Here is a 22934-nt window from a genome sequence, read left to right as displayed (position 1 = left end):
GGCTCAGAGGAAGATGTCGGGGACGAGCTGGTCCTCCGGAGCGCCCAGACTGTACCGGGTGAGGTCCGTGATGCCCTCTGCACGCAGCACTTCCTCGTCGGTGAAGAAGTTGCCGGTGCAGGTGCGGGCGTCCCTGACCAGGACGGCGTGCGCGGCATCGGCGACGATCGCGGAACTCCGGGCTGCGCGCACCATCCGGCTGCCGCCGGGCATGTTGCGGATGGCCGCCGTGTCGATGAGGGTCGCCGGCCAGAGCGAGTTCACGGCGATGCCGTCGGCCCGGAGCTCCTCGGCGAGCCCGAGCGTGGTCAGGCTCATGCCGTACTTCGCCATGGTGTAGGCCAGGTGCATGCCGGCCCACCGTGGCTCGAGGTTCAGCGGGGGCGAGAGGGTCAGGATGTGCGGGTTGCCGGACTGCCGGAGGGCGTCCAGGGCGAACTTGCTCAGCATGAAGGTGCCGCGGACATTGATGTCGGCCATGAGGTCGTAGCGCTTCATGTCCACGTCCGGTGTCTTCGACAGATCGATCGCCGAGGCGTTGTTCACCACGATGTCGATCGCGCCGAAGGTGCTCACGGTCGCCTCGACCGCGGCCCGGACGTCGTCGTCGTTCCGCACGTCGCCCACGAGGGGAAGGGCGGATCCGCCCTCGGCCTCGATCTGCTCCGCAGCGGTGTGGACGGTGCCTTCGAGCTTCGGGTGGGGCTCCCCCGTCTTGGCCAGGATGGCCACCCTGGCGCCGTCGCGCGCGGCTCGCAGTGCGATGGCGAGGCCGATGCCGCGGCTTCCGCCCGACATGAGGAGAGTGCGCCCGGCGAGGGTCGACGCCGTACCCGCACTCGTCGGCGCCGCGGATTCCTGAGCTTCATTGCGTGCAGTCATGGCCCCACTGTAAGCAGCGGGGCCTTCCCGACGGCGTGCGACGCACCGATGTTACTCGTGAGTAACATCGGTGCGGCGGCTAAGTGATGGAAGCGGAAACTGTAGACGTCCTACAACGGTGGGCCCCGGGATCCTCACTAGACTGGGGGAAAAGCGCCGTGCTTTGTCGGAATCCTCCAGTCAAGGCTCGCGCCCGCCCCCAGCCACCCGCCGACCGGAGATTCCATGCACCAGGACCTGCAACCCGACCTCACCACGACGGCCGGGAAGCTCGCCGACTTCAGGAGGCGCAAGGCGCTCTCCGAGCAGCCCTCCGGTCCCGAGGCGATCGACAAGCAGCACGCGCGCGGCAAGAACACTGCCAGGGAACGGATCGATCTCCTCGTGGACGAGGGTTCGTTCGTCGAGTTCGATGCCCTCGCGGTCCACCGGTCCACCGCCTTCGGCATGGAGAGGAAGAAGCCACTGGGCGACGGCGTGGTTTCCGGCTACGCGACCGTGGACGGCCGGCTGATCGCCATCTACAGCCAGGACTTCTCCGTCTACGGCGGTTCGCTCAGCCAGGTCAACGGCGAGAAGATCGTCAAGGTGCAGGAGTTCGCCCTGCGCAACGGCTGCCCGGTGGTCGGCATCAACGACGGCGGCGGCGCCCGCATCCAGGAGGGTGTGGCATCGCTCGCCATGTTCGCCGACATCTTCCGCAACAACGTCCACGCCTCGGGCGTGGTCCCGCAGATCTCGCTCATCATGGGACCCTGCGCCGGTGGCGCCGCCTACTCCCCCGCGCTGACCGACTTCGTGGTGATGGTGGACAAGACCTCGCACATGTTCATCACGGGTCCCGACGTCATCAAGACCGTGACGGGCGAGGACGTGGACATGGAGACCCTCGGCGGGGCACGGCAGCACAACACGACGACGGGCACGTCCGCCTACCTCGCGACGGACGAGGCCGATGCGATCGGCTTCGTCCGTGAGCTGCTCGACTTCCTGCCCTCGAACAACCTCGCGGAGGCCCCGCTGACGGCGTTCGTGGAGGAGACCGACATCACGGACGAGGACCTCGCCCTCGACGACCTCATCCCCGACGCGGCGAACCAGCCGTACGACATGCACGCGGTCATCGCCGCCATCGTGGACGACGGCCACTTCCTCGAGATGCAGGCGCTCTACGCACCCAACGTCGTCACCGGCTATGCGCGCGTCGAGGGGCACACCATCGGGATCGTGGCCAACCAGCCCCTGCAGTTCGCCGGCACCCTCGACATCAACGCCTCGGAGAAGGCTGCCCGCTTCGTGCGGCACTGCGACGCCTTCAACATCCCGATCCTGACCCTCGTGGACGTGCCCGGTTTCCTGCCCGGCAAGGACCAGGAGTTCCAGGGCATCATCCGGCGGGGGGCCAAGCTGCTCTACGCCTACGCCGAGGCCACCGTGCCGAAGCTGACGGTCATCACGCGCAAGGCGTACGGCGGCGCGTACATCGTCATGGGCTCCAAGAAGCTCGGCGCGGACCTCAATCTGGCCTGGCCCACGGCGCAGATCGGCGTCATGGGAGCGCAGGGGGCCGTCAACATCCTCTACCGCGGCCACCTCAAGGCAGTGGCCGACGCCGGCGGGGACGTCGAGGCCGCCCGCGCCGACGTCGTGCAGCAGTACGAGGAGGAGCTGCTGAACCCGTACCAGGCGGCCGAGCTCGGCTACGTCGACGCTGTGATCGCGCCGTCCGAGACACGGTTGCAGATCGTCCGGGGGCTCCGCGCGCTGCGCGACAAGCGGGCGGCCAACCCCGCCAAGAAGCATGGGAACATCCCGCTGTGACGGCCCGCGACGGCACGCCCGACGGCGTCACCGGGGAGAGCCCCGCACTCCTGTCCGTGGTGGCCGGCCGGCCGACCGAGGAGGAGCTCGCCGCGCTCACCGCCGTCGTCGTCGCCCTGCAGGGCGTCGGTGACGCGGACGGCGCGCCCGACCACGGTCGCTCGTGGGTCCGCCGGGCCATGCTGCGGCTGGGCCCGACGCCGGGTCCGGGATCGTGGCGGCGGAGCGTGCGCTGACGCTGCCGGGACCTGGCCCTAGCGCGGGTCGGAGACCGTCCCCAGGAACAGCGGCAGTCCCGTCTCCTCGTGGACGATCTGGTACCCGAAGGGCCGGTCGAAGGAGATCCTCGCTTCGGGCGGCATCGGAGCGCTCGTCGCCATCGCGAACTGCGTCACCGCCGCGGCGACCGTCCCCTTCTCCGCCACCGTGATGGTGGCCACCTGCGCAGCGCCCGCGACGACGGAGCCCGGCTGGATGGCATGGAAATCGGCGTCGGGCCCGAAGGACTCGGAGAGCCCGACAGCGGCCAGCGACTCCCGGAGGTCCAGCTCGAACCCGTGGTCCCACCTCGGCAGCGCCACGTCCACCCGGACGACCTCGGCTGCATCGAGCAGCTCCGCCATGTCGAGGAACTCCTGCCCGGTCCATCGCGCCGGTGATCCGTCCGCGGGCAGCAGGAGCCGCAGGAAGAATCCCTGGCCATAGGGCAGGTCGAGCCCGGACCAGCCATCCACCGCCACGTACCGCACCGTCCGCGTCCCGTGCATCATCGGGACCCCCACTGCGCTGCCATCGGCCAGCAGGAAGTCCTGGTCGAAGGTTCCGGACGGATCGAAGGGCTCGTCCCAGGCCGCCGCGAAGTAGACGGTGGTGAGCAGGGACAGCGTCGTGGCCGCACCGACCTCGAGCGGGGCCTTCCCGACCCGTCCGCCCGTCTCCCTCGACACCCACTCGTCGATGCGTGCCGCCGTCGACGGGTCTCCGAAATCGACTTCATGGACGCCTGCCCCGTAGTGCCGCGCGAGCGTGTCGAGGAAGCGCTCGCTGGTGGTTCCGGCCGCGGGAACGAACATCGCACTCGCGAGGTGCACCAGGGGCTTCTCGGGGGGATCCTCCTCGTCGACGCTCCCCGGATCACCGTCGAAGCTCTCCATGCGCGCCAGGAGGGCGTTCATCGCCTCGTGGTGCTCGGCCGGCAGCCCGAGCACGGCATCCATCTCCGCGGCCGTCGTGCTCCCGGCTCCGGCCCGCAGCAGGGACAGGGCGTGGAGCGCACCGAGCGGGCTGGTGACCTGGTCGGCAGCGGGATCGGCGGTCATCGCGGCACCGAGGCCGAAGGAGGACCGCAGGAGAGCGTCCTGCGCCTCGGGGAAGCGGCGCCCGTCGATGGCGACCCGATCGACGGGCGCCGGCTGCTGCTCGCGCTGATGGTCCATCCGCTCCCCCTCGTGTGATGTCCCCACGGTAGGTGCACTTCCTGCCGAGGGCCATGGGTATCGGCGAACCATCCGGTCACGTCGGCCCGACGACGGCACTCCCTGGTTCAGTCGCGCGCGGGCTTCGGGATGGTTCGGCTGCGGCCCCGGAATTCGGCGATCAGGGTGTGGCCGGCAGTGACACGGATGTCGTAGATCCCGCTGCGGCCACTCCGGCTCACCTCCCTGCCGACGGCCGTCAGGGTCTGGCCCTCGAAGGCGGGTGCCACGAAGTTGATGTCGGCACCGGAGGCCACGGTGATGGTCGCGGGACCGGCGTCGCGATCGGCCTCCGGATCGTTGCAGGCGAGGGCGAAGCACGTGTCGGCGAAGGCGAAGATGATGCCGCCATGGGCCATGCCGAAGCCGTTCACCATCTCCTCCCGGACGATCATGGAGATCTGCGCGTCACCGAACAGGGCCCGGTCGACGTCGATACCGAGCCACTGCGAAGCTCTGTCCTGCTCGAGGATGGGGTGGGTGTGCGGCATCGACGGGTCCCTTCGGAGGGTGGTGGAGGTGTTCGGTTCCCGGACGGGCAGGAGGCCGGCCTGCCCGCTGTCCGCCCGACGAGGTCCCCGTTCGCTGCAGCGCCGATCGGGTGCGTCAGGACGTGCACCTGCTGTGGTCATTCCTGCACCCTACGTCGCGAGTCCCTCGGCGATCATCCGGTCGACGGTGCCGCGCACCCGGCACTCGGTGGCCTTCGGCAACCGGCTGGCGCTAGGCTCTGGACGTGACCCAGAACACCTCAGCTCCCGTCCCCTCCTCCAGCGAGCAGCCAGCACGGCGGTCCACGGCCATCGACGCCGTCGCCACCTCGTACTACGAGACCCTCCTCGAGCTGATACCCAACTTCGCCACCGAACTGGGCATCCCCGGCCACGAGACCGAATACCAGGACTACTCGCCGGCCGGCATCGAAGCCCTCGCCGAGGCCGCCCGCAACACCCTGCGACTGCTCGAGGGCCTCCAGCCCGCCGACGACGTCGACGCCGTCACCCTCGACGCGATGCGCGAACGGCTCGGGCTGGACCTCGAGATCCACGAGGCGGGCTACAGCTTCGCCGAACTGAACAACATCGCCTGCCCGGCCCAGGACATCCGGGCGATCTTCGACCTCATGCCCACGGCCACCGCGGAGGACTGGGGCAACATCGCCGGCCGCATGGCCAACGTCCCCGGCGCGATCGAGGGGTACATCTCGTCCCTGCGCGCGGGCCGCGAGCGCGGTCACGTCGCTGCCCGGCGCCAGGTGGAAATCGTCATCGAGCAGTCCGCCAAGTACGCGGAGGACGGCGGATTCTTCGACTCGCTCGGCACCACGGAGCGTGGGGACGACGGCGAGCTGCCGGCGCCGGTGCGCGAGCAGCTCCGCGCCGGAGCGGAAGCCGCCCGTGGCGCCTACCGCTCCCTCGCATCGTTCCTGCAGGACGACCTCCTGCCCACCGCACCGGAGAAGGACGCCGTCGGGCGCGAGCGCTACGCCCTGATGTCGCGCGTGTTCCTCGGTTCCGCCGTCGACCTCGAGGAGACGTACCAGTGGGGCGTCGAGGAGCTCGATCGCGTCATCGCCGAACAGGAGGCCGTGGCGAACGAGATCCGCGAGGGTGCGTCGATCGAGGAGGCCATGCGGATCCTCGATGAGGATCCCGCCCGCCAGCTGCACGGTACCGACGCGCTTCAGGCATGGATGCAGGATCTCTCGGACAGGGCCGTCGACGCGCTGGCCGGCGTGCACTTCGACGTCCCGGACGTGATGCGCCGGCTCGAGTGCAGGATCGCCCCGACCAACGAGGGCGGCATCTACTACACGGGCCCCAGCGACGACTTCTCCCGCCCGGGCCGCATGTGGTGGTCCGTGCCGGAGGGCGAGGACTCCTTCACCACGTGGAAGGAGACCACCACCGTCTACCACGAGGGCATCCCGGGCCACCACCTGCAGGTCGCCACGGCGACCTACCAGCGTGCACTCCTGAACCCCTGGCGCCGCAATGCCATCTGGGTGTCGGGGCAGGGCGAGGGCTGGGCGCTCTACTCCGAGCGGCTCATGCAGGAACTGGGTTTCCTCGCCGACCCGGGAGACCGCCTCGGGATGCTCGACGCGCAGCGTATGCGCGCCGCCCGCGTCGTCTTCGACATCGGCGTGCACCTCGAGCTGGAGATCCCGGAACGCTGGGGCGAGGGGACCTGGACGCCGGACAAGGGCTACGACTTCCTGAAGAAGAACATCGCCATCAGCGAGGGCCAGCTGAACTTCGAGTACACGCGCTACCTCGGCTGGCCGGGACAGGCGCCGTCGTACAAGATCGGCCAGCGCCTGTGGGAGCAGATCCGTGACGAGGTGCGCGCGAGCGAGGGCGACGCCTTCGATCTGCGGGCCTTTCATACGCGCGCCCTGAACCTCGGCTCCGTGGGACTCGACACGCTGCGCCGGGCACTGGTGTCCGCCTCGTAGTTCCCCGTGACCGGCGGGCGGGATCACCTCCGCCCGCCGGGCACAGCCGTCCGGCGGCTCCGGCTAACGATTCGGTGTACCCCTAACGATTGGGCGGCGTTCAGCGCGACGGCGGCGCTTTTCCCTGAGGGCAGGCGCACTATGGGTGCACCTATCCAGCTCTACAAGGTGGTGCGCTATGAACAGATCGCGCCTGACGGGGAGATTCTCCGCCACACTCGCCGCACTCGCCCTCGCTGCAGGCCTCGGCCTCGCAGGGGGACCGCCGGCATCCGCCGCATACTGCGGCATCACCTGGGGTTCGACGGCGGAGACCGCCGGCACCCTGTCCTCCGCTCCCATCATCAACGTCCGTTCCGGCCGGCACGACTGCTTCGATCGGCTCGTGATCGACGTCAATGGGCCTGTGAACGGCTACACCGTCCGATACGTCGACGCAGTCCGTAGCGACGGATCCGGGTTCGTCGTCCCGGTGCGCGGCGGGGCTCGCCTCTCCGTGGTCGTGAAAGCTCCCGCCTATCGGAACGGGGTCGCTACGTACACCTTCGCCAACGGCCGCGAGCTCGTGAACGTGACGGGCTACTCCACCTTCCGCCAGGTCGCATGGGCTGGAAGCTTCGAGGGGCAGACGACGCTCGCACTCGGGGTCAGGGCACGGCTCCCCTTCCGTGCCTTCGTCATACCCGGTTCCGGCACCGCCTCGAGGGTGGTGGTCGACGTCGCCCACTACTGGTGACAGATTCCTGCCGGTCCCGTCCCGCTGCAGTGCCGGGACCGGCAGGCACGCCACCGTTCCACCCGCCCCGTGCACTGCCGCCTAGGCTTGGTCCATGACCCTCCGCCTGATCCTCGCCTCGAAGTCCCCCGCCCGCACGAAGCTCCTGGCCGAGGCGGGGATCCGGCACTCCGTCCTGGTGTCCGACGTGGACGAACCGGCCGTCGTCGCCTCCTACGGGACGCTCGACGCCCACGACACCTCCCTGCTCCTGGCACGCGCGAAGGCCGAGGCCGTCGAGGCACTGCCCGAGGCCGACGACACCCTCGTCATCGGCTGCGACTCCGTCTTCGAGTTCGACGGCGAGGCGCACGGCAAGCCCTACGAGCCGTCGGTCGCCGTGGAGCGGATCCGCCGCATGCGCGGGCGGTCCGGCGTCCTGCACACGGGCCACTGGCTCGTGGACACGCGCGACGGCGGATCCGGTGCCACGATCGGCGCCGTCTCCTCCGCGACGGTCCACTTCGGCGCGATGTCGGACGCGGAGGTCGAAGCGTACGTCGCGAGCGGCGAGCCGCTGCAGTGTGCCGGATCATTCACCATCGACGGGCTCGGCGGTGCCTTCATCGACCGCGTCGACGGCGACCCGCACGCCGTGGTCGGGCTCAGCATCTCCACGCTGCGCGCCCTCCTGCAGTCCGCGGGAGTAGCGATCACGGACCTGTGGGCGCCGTCCGTGACCTTGTAGGTTCCCTACAAAAGAATGGCGGACAACACTCCCCATCGCCACGATTTCTGGGCGGAAGCTCCAAAACCGGGCTAGGCTCCGGACTGAGAAGAAGGAGTTCGACGCCCCATGAGCCAGTCCCCCCCTGCCCCGTCCCCCGCCCTACCCGACAGTGAGCCCGACGGGCGGCTGCACCACCGGGTGACGAAGGTCCTGGTGGCGAACCGGGGGGAGATCGCCGTGCGCGTCATTCGCGCAGCCCGGGACGAGGGCATCGCGTCGGTCGCCGTGTACGCGGACCCGGATCGCGACGCGCTGCACGTGCGCATGGCCGACGAGGCCTTCGCGCTCGGCGGGGAGACGGCCGCGGAGTCCTACCTCGTGATGGACCGGATCCTCGAGGCGGCGCAGCGCAGCGGTGCCGATGCCATCCACCCCGGTTACGGCTTCCTGTCGGAGAACGCGGAGTTCGCGCAGCGCGTCATCGACGCCGGGATCACCTGGATCGGCCCGTCCCCGCACTCGATCTCCCAGCTGGGCGACAAGGTCCAGGCCCGCCACATCGCGGCCCGGGTCGGTGCTCCCCTGGTACCCGGCACCAAGGATCCCGTGGCGTCCGTGCAGGAAGTCGTCGACTTCGCGCAGGAGTTCGGACTGCCCATCGCCATCAAGGCCGCCTTCGGTGGCGGCGGTCGCGGGATCAAGGTGGTTCGCAGCCACGAGGAGATCCCTGAGCTGTTCGACTCGGCTGTCCGCGAGGCCACGGCCGCGTTCGGCCGCGGTGAGTGCTTCGTGGAGCGGTTCCTCGACGCCCCACGGCACGTCGAGACCCAGTGCCTCGCCGACGCGCACGGGAACGTGGTGGTCGTGTCCACCCGTGACTGCTCGCTCCAGCGCCGCAACCAGAAGCTGGTCGAGGAGGCACCCGCGCCCTTCCTCTCGGACGAGCAGAACGAGCGGCTCTACGAATCCTCGAAGGCGATCCTCCGCGAGGCCCGCTACCAGGGCGCCGGCACCTGCGAGTTCCTCGTGGGCCAGGACGGAACGATCTCCTTCCTCGAGGTCAACACACGCCTCCAGGTGGAGCACCCCGTCTCCGAGGAGGTGACGGGCCTCGATCTCGTGCGCGAGCAGTTCCGCATCGCCCGCGGCGAGGAGCTCGGTTACGGCGACCCCGAGGTGCGGGGACATTCCTTCGAATTCCGGATCAACGGGGAGGACGCCGGCCGCGGCTTCATGCCGGCGCCCGGTACGGTGCAGACCCTCACGCTGCCCACGGGTCCGGGTATCCGCGTGGACTCGGGCATCGAGGCCGGCGAGGTCATCGGCGGGAACTTCGACTCCATGCTCGCCAAGCTGATCGTCAGCGGCGCCAGCCGTGAGCAGGCGCTGCAGCGTGCGCGCCGCGCCCTCGCCGAGATGGTCATCGAGGGCATGCCCACCGTGCTCCCCTTCCACGCCGCCGTCGTCGCCGACCCCGCCTTCGCACCGGCCGAGGGGCCCTTCTCGGTCCACACCCGCTGGATCGAGACCGGGTTCACCAACACCATCGAGCCCTGGCAGGGTGCGCCCGACCCGGCGTCCGACGAGGATCTCCGGCAGCGCGTCACCGTCGAGGTCGGCGGGCGCCGCCTCGAAGTGGTCCTGCCAGCCGGGCTCGGCGCAGCGTCGAACGGCAAGGCCGGCGCCCCGGCGAAGTCGAAGAAGTCCTCGCGTGCGCGTGGCGGCAAGTCCACCGCCGTGAGCGGCGACGAGCTGACCTCCCCCATGCAGGGGACGATCGTGAAGGTCGCGGCAGCTGACGGCGACGTCGTGGCCGAGGGCGACCTGATCGTGGTGCTCGAAGCCATGAAGATGGAGCAGCCGCTGACGGCCCACAAGGCCGGAACGCTGACAGGTCTCGCGGCAGCGCCCGGAGACACGGTCTCCGCCGGGTCGGTCATCGCCTCGATCCGGGACTGACCGGCAGGAGAGGAGTCGGGGAGGACCCGTCACCGGAGGAGGTCAGTTGCCTCCGTTCTCGCCCTTGCCCTTGTCGCGGGCCCTCTCCGCCGCCTTCTCGGCAGCCTCCCTGGCCTTCTCCTCGGCCTTGCGCTGCTGCTCGGCCGGGTCCGCCGCATTGCCTCCGCTGTTGCCCGGTGCAGGATCCGCCCCGGTGTCCTCCGAGCCCGTATCCCCGCTCTCCCCGTCGCCCTCCCCGTCACCCTCCTCGACGGGGGCGGGTACCGGTGCCGGCGGTTCCGTGGTCTCGGCCGGTGCGGTCGCGGGTGCGGGATCAGCGGGCTCCTCCGCCGGGGCCGGGTCTGCCGGCGCCTGCTCGGCAGGATCCTCGCCGGTCGCTCCATCCTCAGGTGCTTCCCCGTCAGAAGCGTCGTCGCTCGGCGCCGGGACAGGAGGTGTCGCGTCCGCCGGGACCTGTCCGGCGTCGAGGGACGCTACGAGGGCGTCGATCCGCATCCCGATGAGCGTGGCCCTGTCCTCCGTGACGGCGCCTGCCGCACGGGCGTCGTCGACCTCGCCCTTCAGCCTCTGCGCGAGGACGATCGCGCCGGCGGGGTCACCGGCAGCAGCCGTCGAGGCGATGGTCCGCACCTCGGCCTGGAAGTCCCCGGCCGTCCCGGCGTCGATGGCCTCGCTTCCGCACCCCGCCAGCAGGAGTACTCCAGCGGCCAGCACGGCGAATCTGGTCTCGAGGCCCATCCTCATCGCTGCACGCTTTCGTAGAGTTCCTGGAGTTTCTCGCCGGGCTCACCGGACACGGCCGGCAGCGGTTCGACGTCGGGCGACGACGTGCCGCCGGACAGGGTCATGAAGGCCCAGATCCCCGCCGCCACCAGAGCGAGCAGCAGCACGGCGAACAGCACCGGAAGGGCTGGGCGACGACGCCCGGCCGGCCGGTGCACGGACGACGGCACCTCGCCGTCCGCTCGCCTCGACGGCTCCGCCGGGTCCGTCCCGACCGGGCCGGACAGACCGCGCGCCGTGCGACCAGGGGATGGCCCCGTTCCTGGAGCCAGAGCCGCAGCGGACGTCGGAGCGGTGTGCGCCACGGCTCGCTCCGGCTCAGCCGTCGTACCCGTGGGAGGACCTGCCACGCGCGTCGCGGTGACAGCCTGCGGGATCCGCGCCGTCCCGTCGACGGTTCCCGGCGACGATGCCGCCGGCCCCGTACCGGAGCCGACGGCGCCGGGCAACGGCATGGCTGCGGTCGGCGGGTCGTCGACGGGGGCGGCCCGGGTCGCGGGGGCCTCCGCCGGCCGCTGGGGACCCATCGCCGTCAGTGCCCGTACCACTCCCGCGGCGTCGGTCCGGTCCGCGGGATCATCGAGGGTCATGGAGACCAGGAGCGCGGACAGCGCCGGGCCGGCGCCATGGGGGATGGACGGACTCCGGTGGAGGCGAGCCAGCGCGCTCTCGACGCCCGTGCCCGGGAAGGCCCTCTCACCCGTCAGCGCCTCGATCATCACGAGCCCCAGCGAATAGACGTCGGAGGGCTGCCCTACGCCGTCGCCGCGGGCCTGCTCGGGGCTGAAGTAGGCCGCGCTGCCGATCACCTGGCCGGTCGCGGTCATCCGGCCGCCGTCGAAGAACCGGGCGATGCCGAAATCCGTGAGGAGGTAGCGGAACAGGCCGCTCTGGGGGTCGGCAGGGCGGGTGAGGATGTTCGACGGCTTGATGTCCCGGTGCACGATGCCGCGGCCGTGGATGTAGTGCAGCGTCCGTGCGAGGTCGAGCGCCATGAGCCGGACCTGCTCGCGGCCCATGCTCCCGGAGGCCTTCAGGAGGACCCCGAGATCCGGGCCCTTCACGAGCTCCATCACGAGGTAGGTGCTGTCGCCTGCGTCGTCGCCGTTGTCCATGTCGAGCACGCGCACGAGCCCCGGGTGGTCGAGCCCTGCGAGCATCCGCGCCTCGGCGGATCCCCGTTCGAGGCCGTCGGCGGTCCCGGGACGGAAGAGCTTCACGGCGACGTCCCGTTCGAGGCGCGTGTCGCGCGCCGCGAACACCTCCGCCATGCCGCCCGTACCGACCCGCTCCCCGAGGGCATACCGCCCGGCCAGCGCCTGCTTCTCCATGTCACCCGCTCCCGCTACCCCGAATCGTCCGGCTCCCGGGCGCGCGCAGTCCACGCACCCCTGATTGATAAGCCGGCTTCCCATCCAGTGTACGGCGGGCACCGGCGACGGGCATGCGGCGGCACCTCGGCTCCGGCGGAACGACGACGGCGCCGCACCCGGTGGGTACGGCGCCGTCGGTCACGGCAGGCGCGGGGATCAGGCCACGTTGTTCTCGTAGTCGTGATCACGCGTCTCACGCGAGATGTAGAGCGCGATGAAGGTGGCGACGGCGGCCACGGTCAGGTAGGCGCCCACCAGCACGGTGCTTCCCCCGGCTGCCTGCCAGAGAGCGACGGCGATGAACGACGCCGGCGCGGCGCCGATCATGCTCGAGACGTTGTACGCCACGGCGGAGCCCGTGTAGCGCACGTTCGCAGGGAACAGCTCCGGCAGCACGGCGGCCATCGGCCCGAACGTCAGCCCCATGAGGATGAAGCCGAGGATCAGGAGTGCCATGGCGCCGATCGTCCCTGCCCCGAAGAGCGGAGCCCAGAGGAGTCCGAAGACTGCGATGCCGACCGTCGTCGCCAAGAGCATCTTGCGGCGTCCGAAGCGCTCGGCCAGCGGACCGGACACGACGGTGAAGATACCGAAGAACACGACGCCGATGATCAGCATCCACAGGAAGTCGGTGCGCGCCATCCCCAGACCGGGGACGAACGCCGCGGCCTGGGCCTCGGTGAACGTGCCGCCGGCGGCCTCGGCCTTCGCCCGGGCCTGCTCCAGGCTCGACGGTGCGGTCCCGTAGGTCAGCGTGAACGCCGTCATGAAGTAGAAGAGGACGTATGTGGCGAACATGATGAAGGTGCCGAGGATCAGGCGGCGCCAGTGGAGGCGGAAGGTCGTGCCGAGCGGGACCTTCACCACCTTGCCGGTCTTCTGGACCTTCTGGAAGGACGCGCTCTCGATCAGCTTGAGCCGCACGTAGAGGCCGATGATGACCATGACGGCACTCAGCAGGAACGGCACACGCCAGCCCCAGGCGAGGAACTCCTCCGGGCTGAGCGTGGTGCTGAGCAGCACGAACAGCAGGTTGGCCAGGATGAAGCCGATGGGCGCCCCGAGCTGCGGGAAGGTGCCGTAGACGGCCCGCTTGCCCTCGGGAGCGTTCTCGGTGGCGAGCAGCGCAGCACCGCTCCACTCACCGCCCAGCGCGAGGCCCTGGAGGAATCGGAGCACCACCAGGAGCAGTGGCGCGAGGAAGACCCATCCCGGGTTGGTCGCGGCCGGCAGGAGTCCGATGAGGAAGGTGGCGATACCCATGGTCAGGAGTGAGGCGACCAGGGTCGCCTTGCGCCCGATCTTGTCGCCGAAATGGCCGAAGACGATGGAGCCGAGCGGACGCGCGACGAACGCGACGCCGAAGACGGCGAACGAGCTGAGGAGCTGGTTCGCGTCGCTCTGGTTGGGGAAGAACAGCGCCGGGAAGACCAGGACGGCGGCCGTGGCGTAGATGTAGAAGTCGTAGAACTCGATCGTCGTGCCGATGAGGCTGGCGAAGATCACCCGGCCCCTGCTGTTCAGGGGCGTGGTTGTCCCGCTGGCACCAGCGGAAGTGGAGGAGGTCATGGCGGCGGCTTTCTCGGACGAGGCGCCGCCGCCAGGTGCACGGAGCCCTCGCGGCACGGCGCCCGTGCTTCGGTTTGAACCCCAATATCAGATCACCGGCGTCCAGCACGTGGATAAGCGTGTCCACCATGCGGACGCCGGGAACCTCCCGCCGGCGGGCCTAGAGGTGCACGTGCAGGCGCCGCGCCGCCTCGGAGATGGACCCGGTCAGCGAGGGGTACACCGTGAACGTGTTGGCGACGTCGTCCACGTGCAGCTTCTTGGTGACGGCGAGCGCGAGCGGGAAGATCAGCTCGGATGCGCGGGGACCGACGACGACGCCGCCGATCACGGTGCCGGAGCCCTTGCGCGAGATCACCTTCACGAAGCCGTCCCTGACGTTCATCATCTTCGCGCGGGCGTTGGTGTGCAGGGAGAGCTTCACGACGTCCCCCTGGTACCGCCCGGACGCGATGTCCTCCTCGGTCACGCCCACCGTGGCGATCTCCGGCGAGGTGAAGATGTTCGACGCGACCTGCTTGAGCTTGATGGGGCTCACCGAATCACCCATGAGGTGGGCGATCGCGATCCTGCCCTGCATCGCCGCGACAGAGGCCAGGGCGAAGACGCCCGTGCAGTCGCCGGCGGCGTAGACATTGGGCGCGGTGGTGCGGGAGACGCCGTCGACCTGGATGTGGCCGGACTCCCCGACCGCGACGCCGGCATCCTCGAGGCCGATGCCCGCCGTGTTGGGCACGGCACCGACGGCAACGAGGCAGTGGCTGCCCTCGACCGTCCGGCCGTCCGACAGGTGGACGACCACGCCGTCGTCCGTCCGGTTCACGGCATCGGCGCGTGACCGGGACAGGACGGTCATGCCGCGGTCCTTGAACACGCCCTCGAGGACCTCGGCGGCGTCGGCGTCCTCACCGGGGAGCACCCGATCGCGGCTCGAGATCAGGGTGACCTTGGAACCGAGGCCGTTGTAGGCGCTGGCGAACTCGGCTCCGGTGACACCGGAACCCACCACGATCAGGTGCTCGGGGATCTGCCGGAGGTTGTACAGCTGCGTCCAGTTGAAGATGCGTTCGCCGTCGGGCATGGCACTCGGCAGTTCGCGCGGCGTCGAGCCCACGGCGAGGAGGACGGCGTCCGCCTCGATGACGGAGGTCTCACCCTCCGACTCGACCTCGAGCCGGTGGTTGTCGAGCAGCTTGCCGGTGCCGATGATGACGCGGACGCCGAGACGCTCGAGCGTGGCACGGATGTCGGATGACTGTTCCACGGCGAGCTTCAGCAGCCGCTGGTTGACCCTGTCGAGATCCGCGAAGACCTTGCTGTCCGCGGAGAAGTGGACGCCGAGCCCGCTCGCGTCGGTGAAGCGCGTCATCGTGTCCGCCGTGGCGATGAGGGTCTTGGACGGCACGACGTCCGTGAGGACCGCCGATCCGCCGAGGCCCTGGCGCTCGACGATGGTCACCTTCGCTCCGAGCGAGGAAGCGACCATGGCCGCTTCGTAGCCGCCGGGCCCTCCGCCCAGGATGGCCAGGCGCAATGAGCTGAAATCGAGTTGATTGGTCACGCGTTCGATTATCGCCCATGCCACCGACACCCCGAAACGGCGGATGCCCCTGCCGTGGGGCTTCGTGGGGTGCCTCGGCCGGTGGTCCGGTCTTTTCCCAGAGGGTAAGTTGGATCGGTGACTTCTGATCCTTTTGACCTGGCCCGCGACGCTGCCGACCATATCGCCCGCGCTACCGGCATCGACCGGCACGACACCGCTCTCGTCCTCGGATCCGGCTGGGGAGAGGCGGCCGAACTGATCGGCGAGACCACCGCCACCCTCGACGCCGCCGACATCCCAGGGTTCACCGCACCCGCCGTCGTCGGCCACACCGGCACCATCCGCTCCGTCCTCACGCCGAACGGCAAGCGCGCCCTCGTCCTGGGCGCCCGCACCCACTTCTACGAGGGCAGGGGCGTCCGCGCCGTGGTCCACGGCGTCCGGACCGCAGCCGCCGCGGGTGCGACCACGATGATCCTCACCAACGGGTGCGGTGGGCTGCAGGAGCACTGGCAGCCGGGTACCCCGGTGCTCATCAGCGACCACATCAACCTGACGGCGTCCTCGCCGCTCGAGGGTGCCACGTTCGTCGACCTGACCGACCTCTACTCCTCACGCCTGCGCGCCCTCGCGCGCCAGGTGGACCCGACACTCGACGAGGGCGTATACGCGCAGTTCACCGGTCCCCACTACGAGACGCCGGCCGAGGTGCAGTACGCGAAGCGCATCGGCGCCGACCTCGTGGGCATGTCGACGGCGCTCGAGGCCATCGCAGCACGGCACGCGGGCATGGAGGTCTTCGGCATCTCACTGGTGACCAATCTCGCCGCCGGAATCTCCCCCGTCCCCCTCAGCCACACCGAGGTCCTCGAGGCCGGCCAGGCCGCAGGGCCACGCATCTCACGCCTGCTCGCCGACATCGTCGCCACGCTCTAGATCGAACGGGCTCCGACCGGACCCCGTACGCCAGCAGCACCGCAGGCACGCCCGTCCGGCAGCCTCCGCCGATCCACGTTAGGGACCACCATGAGCACCTCGGAACTCGACATCCTCCTCGACACCGCCGACGCCTGGGCCGCCGCCGACCCGGATCCCCGGACGGCGGAGGAGCTCCGCACGCTCGTCGGCTCCGTGCGGTCCGCGGACGCGTCGGCCGCCGTGTCGGAGCAGGAGCTGCGGGACCGCTTCTCCGGTCCGCTGGCCTTCGGCACGGCCGGCCTGCGTGCGGCGCTCGGCGCCGGCCCCAACCGCATGAACCGCGTGGTGGTCCGCAGGGCCGCTGCCGGGGTCGCCGCCCACGCCCTAGGCCTCGCCGCCGGTGCCTACGCGCCCCGCGCCGTCGTCGGATTCGATGCCCGCCACAACTCCCGGATCTTCGCCGAGGAGACCGCGGCGATCTTCACCGCGGCCGGCATCGAGACCTTCCTGATGCCGCGTGAACTGCCCACGCCGGTGCTCGCCTACGCCATCCGCGCGCTGCACTGCGAGGTGGGCATCATGGTCACCGCGAGCCACAACCCTCCGCAGGACAACGGGTACAAGGTGTACCTGGGTGGACGGGCCGTCGAGGAGGATGCCCGCGGCGTCCAGATCGTGGCACCGCACGACGCCGGCATCGCCGCCCGCATCGCAGCGGTGGACACCGTCGACCTCGCCTCCGGGGGCTGGACCGTGCTGCCCGAGAGCATCGAGGCGGACTATGTCGCCGCCGTCGCCGGCCTCGCCGACCCGGCGGTGACGGATCGCGACCTCAGGATCGTCCTCACTCCCCTGCACGGCGTGGGCGGGCGCACCGCGCGGGCGGTCCTCGCCGCCGCCGGGTTCGACGACGTCACCGTCGTCGAGCGCCAGGCCGAGCCGGACCCCGACTTCCCCACCGTCGCCTTCCCGAACCCGGAGGAACCCGGCGCCCTCGACCTCGCACTCGAGACCGCTGCCGAGGTCGGTGCGGACCTCGTGATCGCCAATGATCCCGATGCCGACCGCGTGGCACTCGCCGCTCGTGAACCCTCCACCGGCGCCTGGCGCATGCTGCGCGGCGACGAGGTCGGGACGCTCCTCGGCCTGCACCTCGCGGCCCGGCTCCCGGACGGCGACGGGACGGGCGCCGAGGGGACGCGCCACCGCGTCTTCGCGAACTCGATCGTGTCCTCCCGCCTCCTCGGGCGGATCGCGGCCGTGGCCGGCATCGACCACATGCAGACGCTGACCGGATTCAAGTGGATCGCCCGAGTGCGGGGCCTGTCCTTCGGCTACGAGGAGGCGCTGGGCTACTGCGTGGCACCGGAACTCGTCCGCGACAAGGACGGTATCTCCGCCGGCCTCCTGCTGGCCGAGCTCGCCGCCACCACCAAGGCCTCCGGACGCACACTCTTCGACCTGCTGGACGACGCCTTCCTGGTCCACGGCCTGCACGCCTCCGACCAGCTCTCGGTGCGCGTCGGCAGCCTGGGTCTGCTCGGCGCCATGATGAACAGGCTGCGCGAGAACCCGCCGTCGTCGTTCGCCGAATCGGCAGTGAGCATCGCCGACGACCTCGCCCAGGGCTCGGCGCACCTGCCGCCCACGGACGGACTGCTGTACCTGACCCAGGACGAGACGCGGGTGATCATCCGCCCCAGCGGCACCGAGCCGAAATTGAAGTGCTACCTCGAGGTGGTGGAGCCCGTCGGCTCAGCCGCCGAGCTCGACGCGGCCAAGGGTGCCGCCCGTGTGCGCCTCGACGCCGTGAAACGCGATGTCGAGGAAGCCCTCGGCCTCTGACCCTCCCGCTCGCACCCGCTCGCACCCGCTCGCACCCGATGGTCCGGACCGGAGGAATCGGGTGCGGCGACATGGAAAGATGGAGGCCATGCCTACCGATGCATCCCTTGCCTCCTACATCGACCACACGCTCCTGAAGCCCGAAGCCAGCCGTGAGCAGATCCTCACGGTATGCCGCGAGGCCGTCGAGTACTCGTTCAAGTCCGTCTGCGTGAATCCCCTCTGGGTGAGCACCGTGCGCACCGCGGTGAAGGGCAGCGGCGTCCTCACCTGCTCCGTCATCGGCTTCCCGCTCGGCGCCACCACGACCGAGGTCAAGGTCCTCGAGGCCCGCGGCGCCGTCGCCGACGGCGCCGACGAGATCGACATGGTCATCGACATCGCCGCGGCGCGGGCGGGCGACAGGGACGCACTCGTCCAGGACATCCTCGCCGTCGCCGACGCCGTGCACGAGCACGGCGCCATCCTGAAGGTCATCATCGAGACGTCGCTGCTCTCCGACGAACAGAAAGTGCTTGCGTGCGAGGCCGCCGTCGAGGCAGGCGCCGACTTCGTCAAGACCTCCACCGGCTCCAACGGTGGCGGCGCCACCGTGGAGGACGTCGCGCTGATGCGGAGGACCGTGGGCCCTGACCTGGGCGTGAAGGCCTCCGGCGGCGTGCGCTCGCTCGAGGATGCACGCGCCATGATCGACGCCGGTGCAACGCGTATCGGCGCGAGCTCAGGAGTCGCTATCGTTAAGGGAGAACAGGGCGCTGCAGGCTACTGACGGCGCAGCAGATCCATCACGCAAGGAGATCCAATGTCACACCCGACAAACGCCGAGAGCCAGCCCGCCCACGCCGGCAAGGGCCACCTCGTCGGCAACATCGTGTGGTTCGTGCTGATCTTCGGTGCGTTCCTGCTCAGCATGTACCTGCTGACGTGGTTCACGCCGCAGAACGTCTGGCCGATGGCCGTGATCGTCGTCGTCGCGTTCCTCGTCTTCTACATCCCCCAGGGCATCCTCGGGCGCGCCGACACCGGCTTCAACCTCGCCGAGGGCAACCGGACCGACGAGAAGGAAACCTCGACGAGCGTCAGTTCCTGATGTAGTACCGGGCGCCCGGCAGCGCCACCCCGGACGAGGGAGAGGCCGTCCCCGCAGGGACGGCCTCTTCCTCGTCTCCGGGAAGGAGAACAGGCAGCAGCACGGACCGCGACTACGCCGTGAACACCGCGTCGAGGACGTTCTTCGCCCAGTCGAGGATCTCGGCGTCGACGAGGTCCCTGCCACCGATCCGCGCGGTCTTCGGCTTGGGCACGAGCACGGCGTTCAGCGCCGGCTTGATCGCCGCCCCGGGGTACATCCGCGTGAGGCGCATCTGCTTGGACTCGGGCAGCTCGGCGGGGGCGAACTTGATGAAGTTCCCCTGCAGCGCCACGTCCGTGAGGCCGAGCGCGCGGGCGGCGATCCGGAAGCGGGCCACGGACACCAGGTTCTGGACGGCTGCGGGCGGCTCCCCGTAACGGTCCTTCAGCTCGGCGACGACGGCGTCGATCGCCTCGTCGGTGACGGCGGCGGCGAGCTTCCGGTACGCCTCCAGACGCAGCCGCTCCCCCGGCACGTAGTCGTGCGGCAGGTGCGCGTTGACCGGCAGCTCGATCTTCATCTCCGCCGCCTTCTCCTCGGCCTCGCCCCGGAAAGTGGCGACGGCCTCCCCGACGAGGCGGATGTAGAGGTCGAAGCCGACGCCCTGGATGTGGCCGGACTGCTCACCCCCCAGCAGGTTGCCCGCGCCGCGGATCTCGAGGTCCTTCATGGCCAGCTGCATGCCCGCGCCGAGCTCGTTGTGGGCCGCGACGGCCTTGAGCCGCTCGAGGGCCACTTCACCGAGTGGCTTCTCGGACGGGTACAGGAAGTACGCGTAGGCCCGCTCGCGCCCACGGCCCACGCGGCCGCGGAGCTGATGGAGCTGCGACAGCCCGTAGGAGTCGGCGCGGTCGACGATGAGGGTGTTGGCGTTGGAGATGTCCAGGCCGGTCTCGATGATGGTGGTGCAGACGAGGACGTCGAACCGCTTCTCCCAGAAGTCGACGATGATCTGCTCGAGGCGCGACTCCGTCATCTGGCCGTGCGCCACGGCCACGCGCGCCTCGGGCACCAGCTCCTTGAGGTGTGCCGCCGTGCGGTCGATCGAGGAGACGCGGTTGTGCACGAAGAACACCTGGCCCTCCCGCATCAGTTCGCGCCGGATGGCCGCCGACGCCTGCTTGTCCGTGTAGGGGCCCACGTACGTGAGCACGGGGTGGCGCTCCTCCGGCGGCGTCGCGAGCGTCGAGGTCTCGCGGATGCCCGTGAGTGACATCTCGAGCGTGCGCGGGATCGGCGTCGCGCTCATCGCCAGGACGTCCACGTTGGTGCGCATCTTCTTCAGCGCTTCCTTGTGCTCCACGCCGAACCGCTGCTCCTCGTCGACGATCACGAGCCCGAGGTCCTTGAAGGAGACCTCCTTGGACAGCAGCCGGTGGGTACCGATCACGACGTCGACGGCACCCGAGGTCAGGCCCTCCGCCGTCTCACGCGACTCCTTCGCGGTCTGGAACCGCGACAGCGCGCGGACCCGCACCGGGAAGCCCGAGAAACGCTCGGAGAACGTCTCGAAGTGCTGCTGGACCAGCAGCGTCGTGGGCACGAGCACGGCGACCTGCTTGCCGTCCTGCACGGCCTTGAACGCCGCGCGCACCGCGATCTCGGTCTTGCCGTAGCCGACGTCACCCGAGACGAGACGGTCCATCGGGACCTCGCGCTCCATGTCGGCCTTGACCTCGTTGATCGTGGTCAGCTGGTCGGGGGTCTCGACGTAGGGGAACGCCTCCTCGAGCTCGCGCTGCCAGGGCGTGTCGGGTCCGAACGCGTGGCCCCGTGAGGCCATGCGCGCCGAGTAGAGGCGGATGAGCTCGCCGGCGATCTCCTTGACCGCCTTGCGCGCCTGGTTCTTGGTCTTGCTCCAGTCCGAGCCGCCCATCTTGCTGAGGGCCGGGGCGTCGCCCCCGACGTAGCGCGTCACCTGGTCGAGCTGGTCCGTGGGCACGAAGAGGCGGTCCCCCGGTGCTCCGCGCTTGGACGGCGCGTACTCGAGGACGAGGTACTCGCGGGTGGTGCGGGTGGGGCCGGCACCCGTGGAGCGCTGCAGGAGTTCGACGAACTTCGCCACGCCGTGCTGCTCGTGGACGACGAAGTCACCCTCCTTGAGCTGCAGGGGGTCGACGGCGTTCCGGCGGCGCGAGGGCATCTTGCGCATGTCGCGCGTACCCGCGGCGCTCGTCCGCCCGAGCAGGTCGGCCTCGGTGAGGAGGCCCAGCTTGAGCCCGTCCACCACGAAGCCGCGGCCCGCGCAGGCCGTGGTGATCTCGATGATGCCCGCCTGCGGGGGTCCGTCGAGCACATCGACCCGCCTGGCCGGGATGTCGTTGTCGGAGAAGAGCTCGGCGAGGCGCTGGGCCGGGCCGGGCCCCTCCGTGGCGACGACGACGCGCCACTGGTCGCGCACGCGGCCGCCGATGAAGTCCATCATCTCGGCGACGTCACCCTGATAGCCGCGCGGTTCGCGCGCGTGCAGGGAGAAGCTGTCGACATCGCTCAGCTCCTCGTCCGCACCGAAGCTCGTGATGCCCCACCAGGCGACCGAGTTCGCGAGCGCCGTCGAGCGGGTGTCGGTGAGGGAGCGGAAGCTCGCCTCCTGCAGGTCGGTGCCGAGGCGGCCGCCGAGGTCCAGCGGGGCCGCGCCGCCGTCGGATGCCGTGGCCCACGCGGCTGCGAGGAATTCCTCGTTGGTGGCGGCGAGGTCGTGGGCGCGGGCGCGGACCTTCTCGGGTTCCATGACGACGGCGATCGACCCGGGTGGCAGCTCGCCCGCGAACGGCACCATCGCATCGACCAGCACCGGAGCGAGGGATTCCATGCCCTCGACGGCGATGCCGCCGGCGATCTTCTCGAGCATCGATGCCGCGGCCGGCAGCTCGGACTGCAGTGTCGCGGCCCGCGACATGACGGACGGGGTGATGAGGATCTCGCGGCACGGCGGGGCGTACAGGGCGGCAGGAGGCTCCCCCGTGGTGAGGGATCGCTGGTCGGCGACGGCGAACCAGCGCATCTGGTCCACCTCGTCGCCGAAGAAGTCGACGCGGATCGGGTGGTCCTCGGTGGGCGGGAAGACGTCGATGATGCCGCCGCGCACGGCGAACTCGCCGCGGTGCGTGACCATGTCCACCCGGGCGTACGCAGCGTCGGAGAGGGCCTTCACGACGTCGGAGAAGGCCACCTCGTCGCCGACCTTCAGCGCCACGGGCTCCAGGTCGCCGAGCCCGGCGACGAGCGGCTGGAGGACGGCACGGATCGGTGCGGTGATGACCAGAACGGGCGAGCCCCCCGGGTGGGCGAGCCGGCGCAGGACGGACAGGCGGCGTCCGACGGTGTCTGAGCGCGGCGAGAGCCGTTCATGCGGCAGTGTCTCCCAGGAGGGGAACTCCTCGATGGCGCTCTCGGGCAGGTAGCTGCGCAGCGCCGCGGCGAGGTCCTCCGCCTCCCGCCCCGTGGCCGTGATCGCGAGGACCACCGGCACCGCTGCGTCGCCGGTGGAACCGGAGCCCACCGAGGCGAGGCCCTCGACCATCTCGGCGATCAGCGGGGCGCGCATGCCGGCGGGCGCCCCGATCTGCAGGTCCGCGCTGCGCTGCTCCACCGCCCGGGAGGCATTGGTCCGTACGCGCGCGTAGGACGCATCCTCGGCAAGCGCCGTGCGCAATCCGTTCAGGCTCATGGTGTTCCAGGCTCCTCATGCATGGGTTCCACCGCCCCCTGCCGCGGTTCGACGGCGGCGG

At 70.2% G+C, this 22934-nt stretch carries 18 protein-coding genes; 10 read left to right on the top strand and 8 right to left on the bottom strand.

All coding sequences use genetic code 11. The annotated features are described in order from the left end of the window. Positions 1 to 3: 3 nt before the first annotated feature. Positions 4 to 882, bottom strand: coding sequence for an SDR family oxidoreductase (locus ACX80U_RS17015; protein ID WP_459269274.1), 879 nt, complete (start codon positions 880 to 882; stop codon positions 4 to 6). 237 nt (positions 883 to 1119) lie between these two features. On the opposite strand from ACX80U_RS17015, the gene ACX80U_RS17010 reads away from it, so the two are divergent. Further along, positions 1120 to 2703, top strand: coding sequence for an acyl-CoA carboxylase subunit beta (locus ACX80U_RS17010; RefSeq protein WP_459269287.1), 1584 nt, complete (start codon positions 1120 to 1122; stop codon positions 2701 to 2703). Then, positions 2700 to 2939, top strand: coding sequence for an acyl-CoA carboxylase subunit epsilon (locus ACX80U_RS17005; RefSeq protein ID WP_459269273.1), 240 nt, complete (start codon positions 2700 to 2702; stop codon positions 2937 to 2939). The genes ACX80U_RS17010 and ACX80U_RS17005 overlap by 4 nt, the downstream gene beginning before the upstream one ends. A gap of 18 nt (positions 2940 to 2957) precedes the next feature. On the opposite strand, the gene ACX80U_RS17000 is transcribed toward ACX80U_RS17005, so the two are convergent. Both ACX80U_RS17000 and ACX80U_RS16995 read right to left on the bottom strand, forming a co-directional pair. Next, complete coding sequence (locus ACX80U_RS17000; RefSeq protein ID WP_459269272.1) at positions 2958 to 4139, bottom strand: serpin family protein; 1182 nt, start codon at positions 4137 to 4139, stop codon at positions 2958 to 2960. 107 nt (positions 4140 to 4246) lie between these two features. Then, on the bottom strand, positions 4247 to 4669 hold the full coding sequence (locus ACX80U_RS16995; protein WP_459269271.1) for a hotdog fold thioesterase: 423 nt from the start codon (positions 4667 to 4669) through the stop codon (positions 4247 to 4249). 245 nt (positions 4670 to 4914) lie between these two features. On the opposite strand from ACX80U_RS16995, the gene ACX80U_RS16990 reads away from it, so the two are divergent. The 4 genes from ACX80U_RS16990 (at position 4915) to ACX80U_RS16975 (ending at position 10040) form a co-directional block, all read left to right on the top strand. After that, complete coding sequence (locus ACX80U_RS16990) at positions 4915 to 6636, top strand: DUF885 domain-containing protein (RefSeq protein ID WP_459269270.1); 1722 nt, start codon at positions 4915 to 4917, stop codon at positions 6634 to 6636. A 178-nt stretch (positions 6637 to 6814) separates the two neighbouring features. Next, positions 6815 to 7372, top strand: coding sequence for an AMIN-like domain-containing (lipo)protein (locus ACX80U_RS16985; protein WP_459269269.1), 558 nt, complete (start codon positions 6815 to 6817; stop codon positions 7370 to 7372). A gap of 94 nt (positions 7373 to 7466) precedes the next feature. Then, entirely contained in the window at positions 7467 to 8099 is a 633-nt protein-coding gene (locus ACX80U_RS16980) for a Maf family protein (protein ID WP_459269268.1), read from the top strand. Positions 8100 to 8207: 108 nt separating this feature from the next. Then, the gene (locus tag ACX80U_RS16975; protein ID WP_459269267.1) at positions 8208 to 10040 is read left to right on the top strand and encodes an acetyl/propionyl/methylcrotonyl-CoA carboxylase subunit alpha; all 1833 of its coding nucleotides are present in this window, start codon (positions 8208 to 8210) and stop codon (positions 10038 to 10040) included. Positions 10041 to 10082: 42 nt separating this feature from the next. Here the strand turns inward: ACX80U_RS16975 and ACX80U_RS16970 are convergent, their stop codons facing one another. From ACX80U_RS16970 to ACX80U_RS16955, 4 genes are all read right to left on the bottom strand, one after another. Beyond that, a complete protein-coding gene (locus tag ACX80U_RS16970) occupies positions 10083 to 10784 on the bottom strand; it encodes a hypothetical protein (RefSeq protein WP_459269266.1) in 702 nt (233 codons plus the stop codon). Then, on the bottom strand, positions 10781 to 12154 hold the full coding sequence (locus ACX80U_RS16965; RefSeq protein WP_459269265.1) for a serine/threonine protein kinase: 1374 nt from the start codon (positions 12152 to 12154) through the stop codon (positions 10781 to 10783). The genes ACX80U_RS16970 and ACX80U_RS16965 overlap by 4 nt, the downstream gene beginning before the upstream one ends. Positions 12155 to 12352: 198 nt before the next feature. Continuing rightward, positions 12353 to 13765 carry an MFS transporter gene (locus ACX80U_RS16960; protein WP_133082068.1) on the bottom strand — a complete coding sequence of 471 codons (1413 nt, stop codon included), beginning with the start codon at positions 13763 to 13765 and terminating at the stop codon, positions 12353 to 12355. 160 nt (positions 13766 to 13925) lie between these two features. Further along, entirely contained in the window at positions 13926 to 15326 is a 1401-nt protein-coding gene (locus ACX80U_RS16955) for an NAD(P)H-quinone dehydrogenase (protein WP_208740702.1), read from the bottom strand. Positions 15327 to 15443: 117 nt separating this feature from the next. Between ACX80U_RS16955 and ACX80U_RS16950 the strand changes: the two genes are divergently transcribed. From ACX80U_RS16950 to ACX80U_RS16935, 4 genes are all read left to right on the top strand, one after another. Further along, on the top strand, positions 15444 to 16244 hold the full coding sequence (locus tag ACX80U_RS16950; protein ID WP_133082066.1) for a purine-nucleoside phosphorylase: 801 nt from the start codon (positions 15444 to 15446) through the stop codon (positions 16242 to 16244). 90 nt (positions 16245 to 16334) lie between these two features. Beyond that, the gene (locus ACX80U_RS16945; RefSeq protein WP_459269264.1) at positions 16335 to 18071 is read left to right on the top strand and encodes a phospho-sugar mutase; all 1737 of its coding nucleotides are present in this window, start codon (positions 16335 to 16337) and stop codon (positions 18069 to 18071) included. Positions 18072 to 18159: 88 nt separating this feature from the next. After that, positions 18160 to 18840 carry a deoxyribose-phosphate aldolase gene (gene deoC, locus ACX80U_RS16940; protein ID WP_459269263.1) on the top strand — a complete coding sequence of 227 codons (681 nt, stop codon included), beginning with the start codon at positions 18160 to 18162 and terminating at the stop codon, positions 18838 to 18840. A gap of 33 nt (positions 18841 to 18873) precedes the next feature. Next, positions 18874 to 19161: a hypothetical protein gene (locus ACX80U_RS16935; protein WP_133082063.1), complete on the top strand. Its 288-nt coding sequence runs from the start codon at positions 18874 to 18876 to the stop codon at positions 19159 to 19161. A gap of 112 nt (positions 19162 to 19273) precedes the next feature. Here ACX80U_RS16935 and mfd read toward each other — a convergent pair whose 3' ends face one another. Beyond that, a complete protein-coding gene (gene mfd, locus ACX80U_RS16930; protein WP_459269262.1) occupies positions 19274 to 22873 on the bottom strand; it encodes a transcription-repair coupling factor in 3600 nt (1199 codons plus the stop codon). Positions 22874 to 22934: the final 61 nt, after the last annotated feature.

This window comes from Arthrobacter sp. TmT3-37 (assembly GCF_054510835.1).
This window is presented reverse-complemented; position numbering and strand designations above follow the sequence as displayed.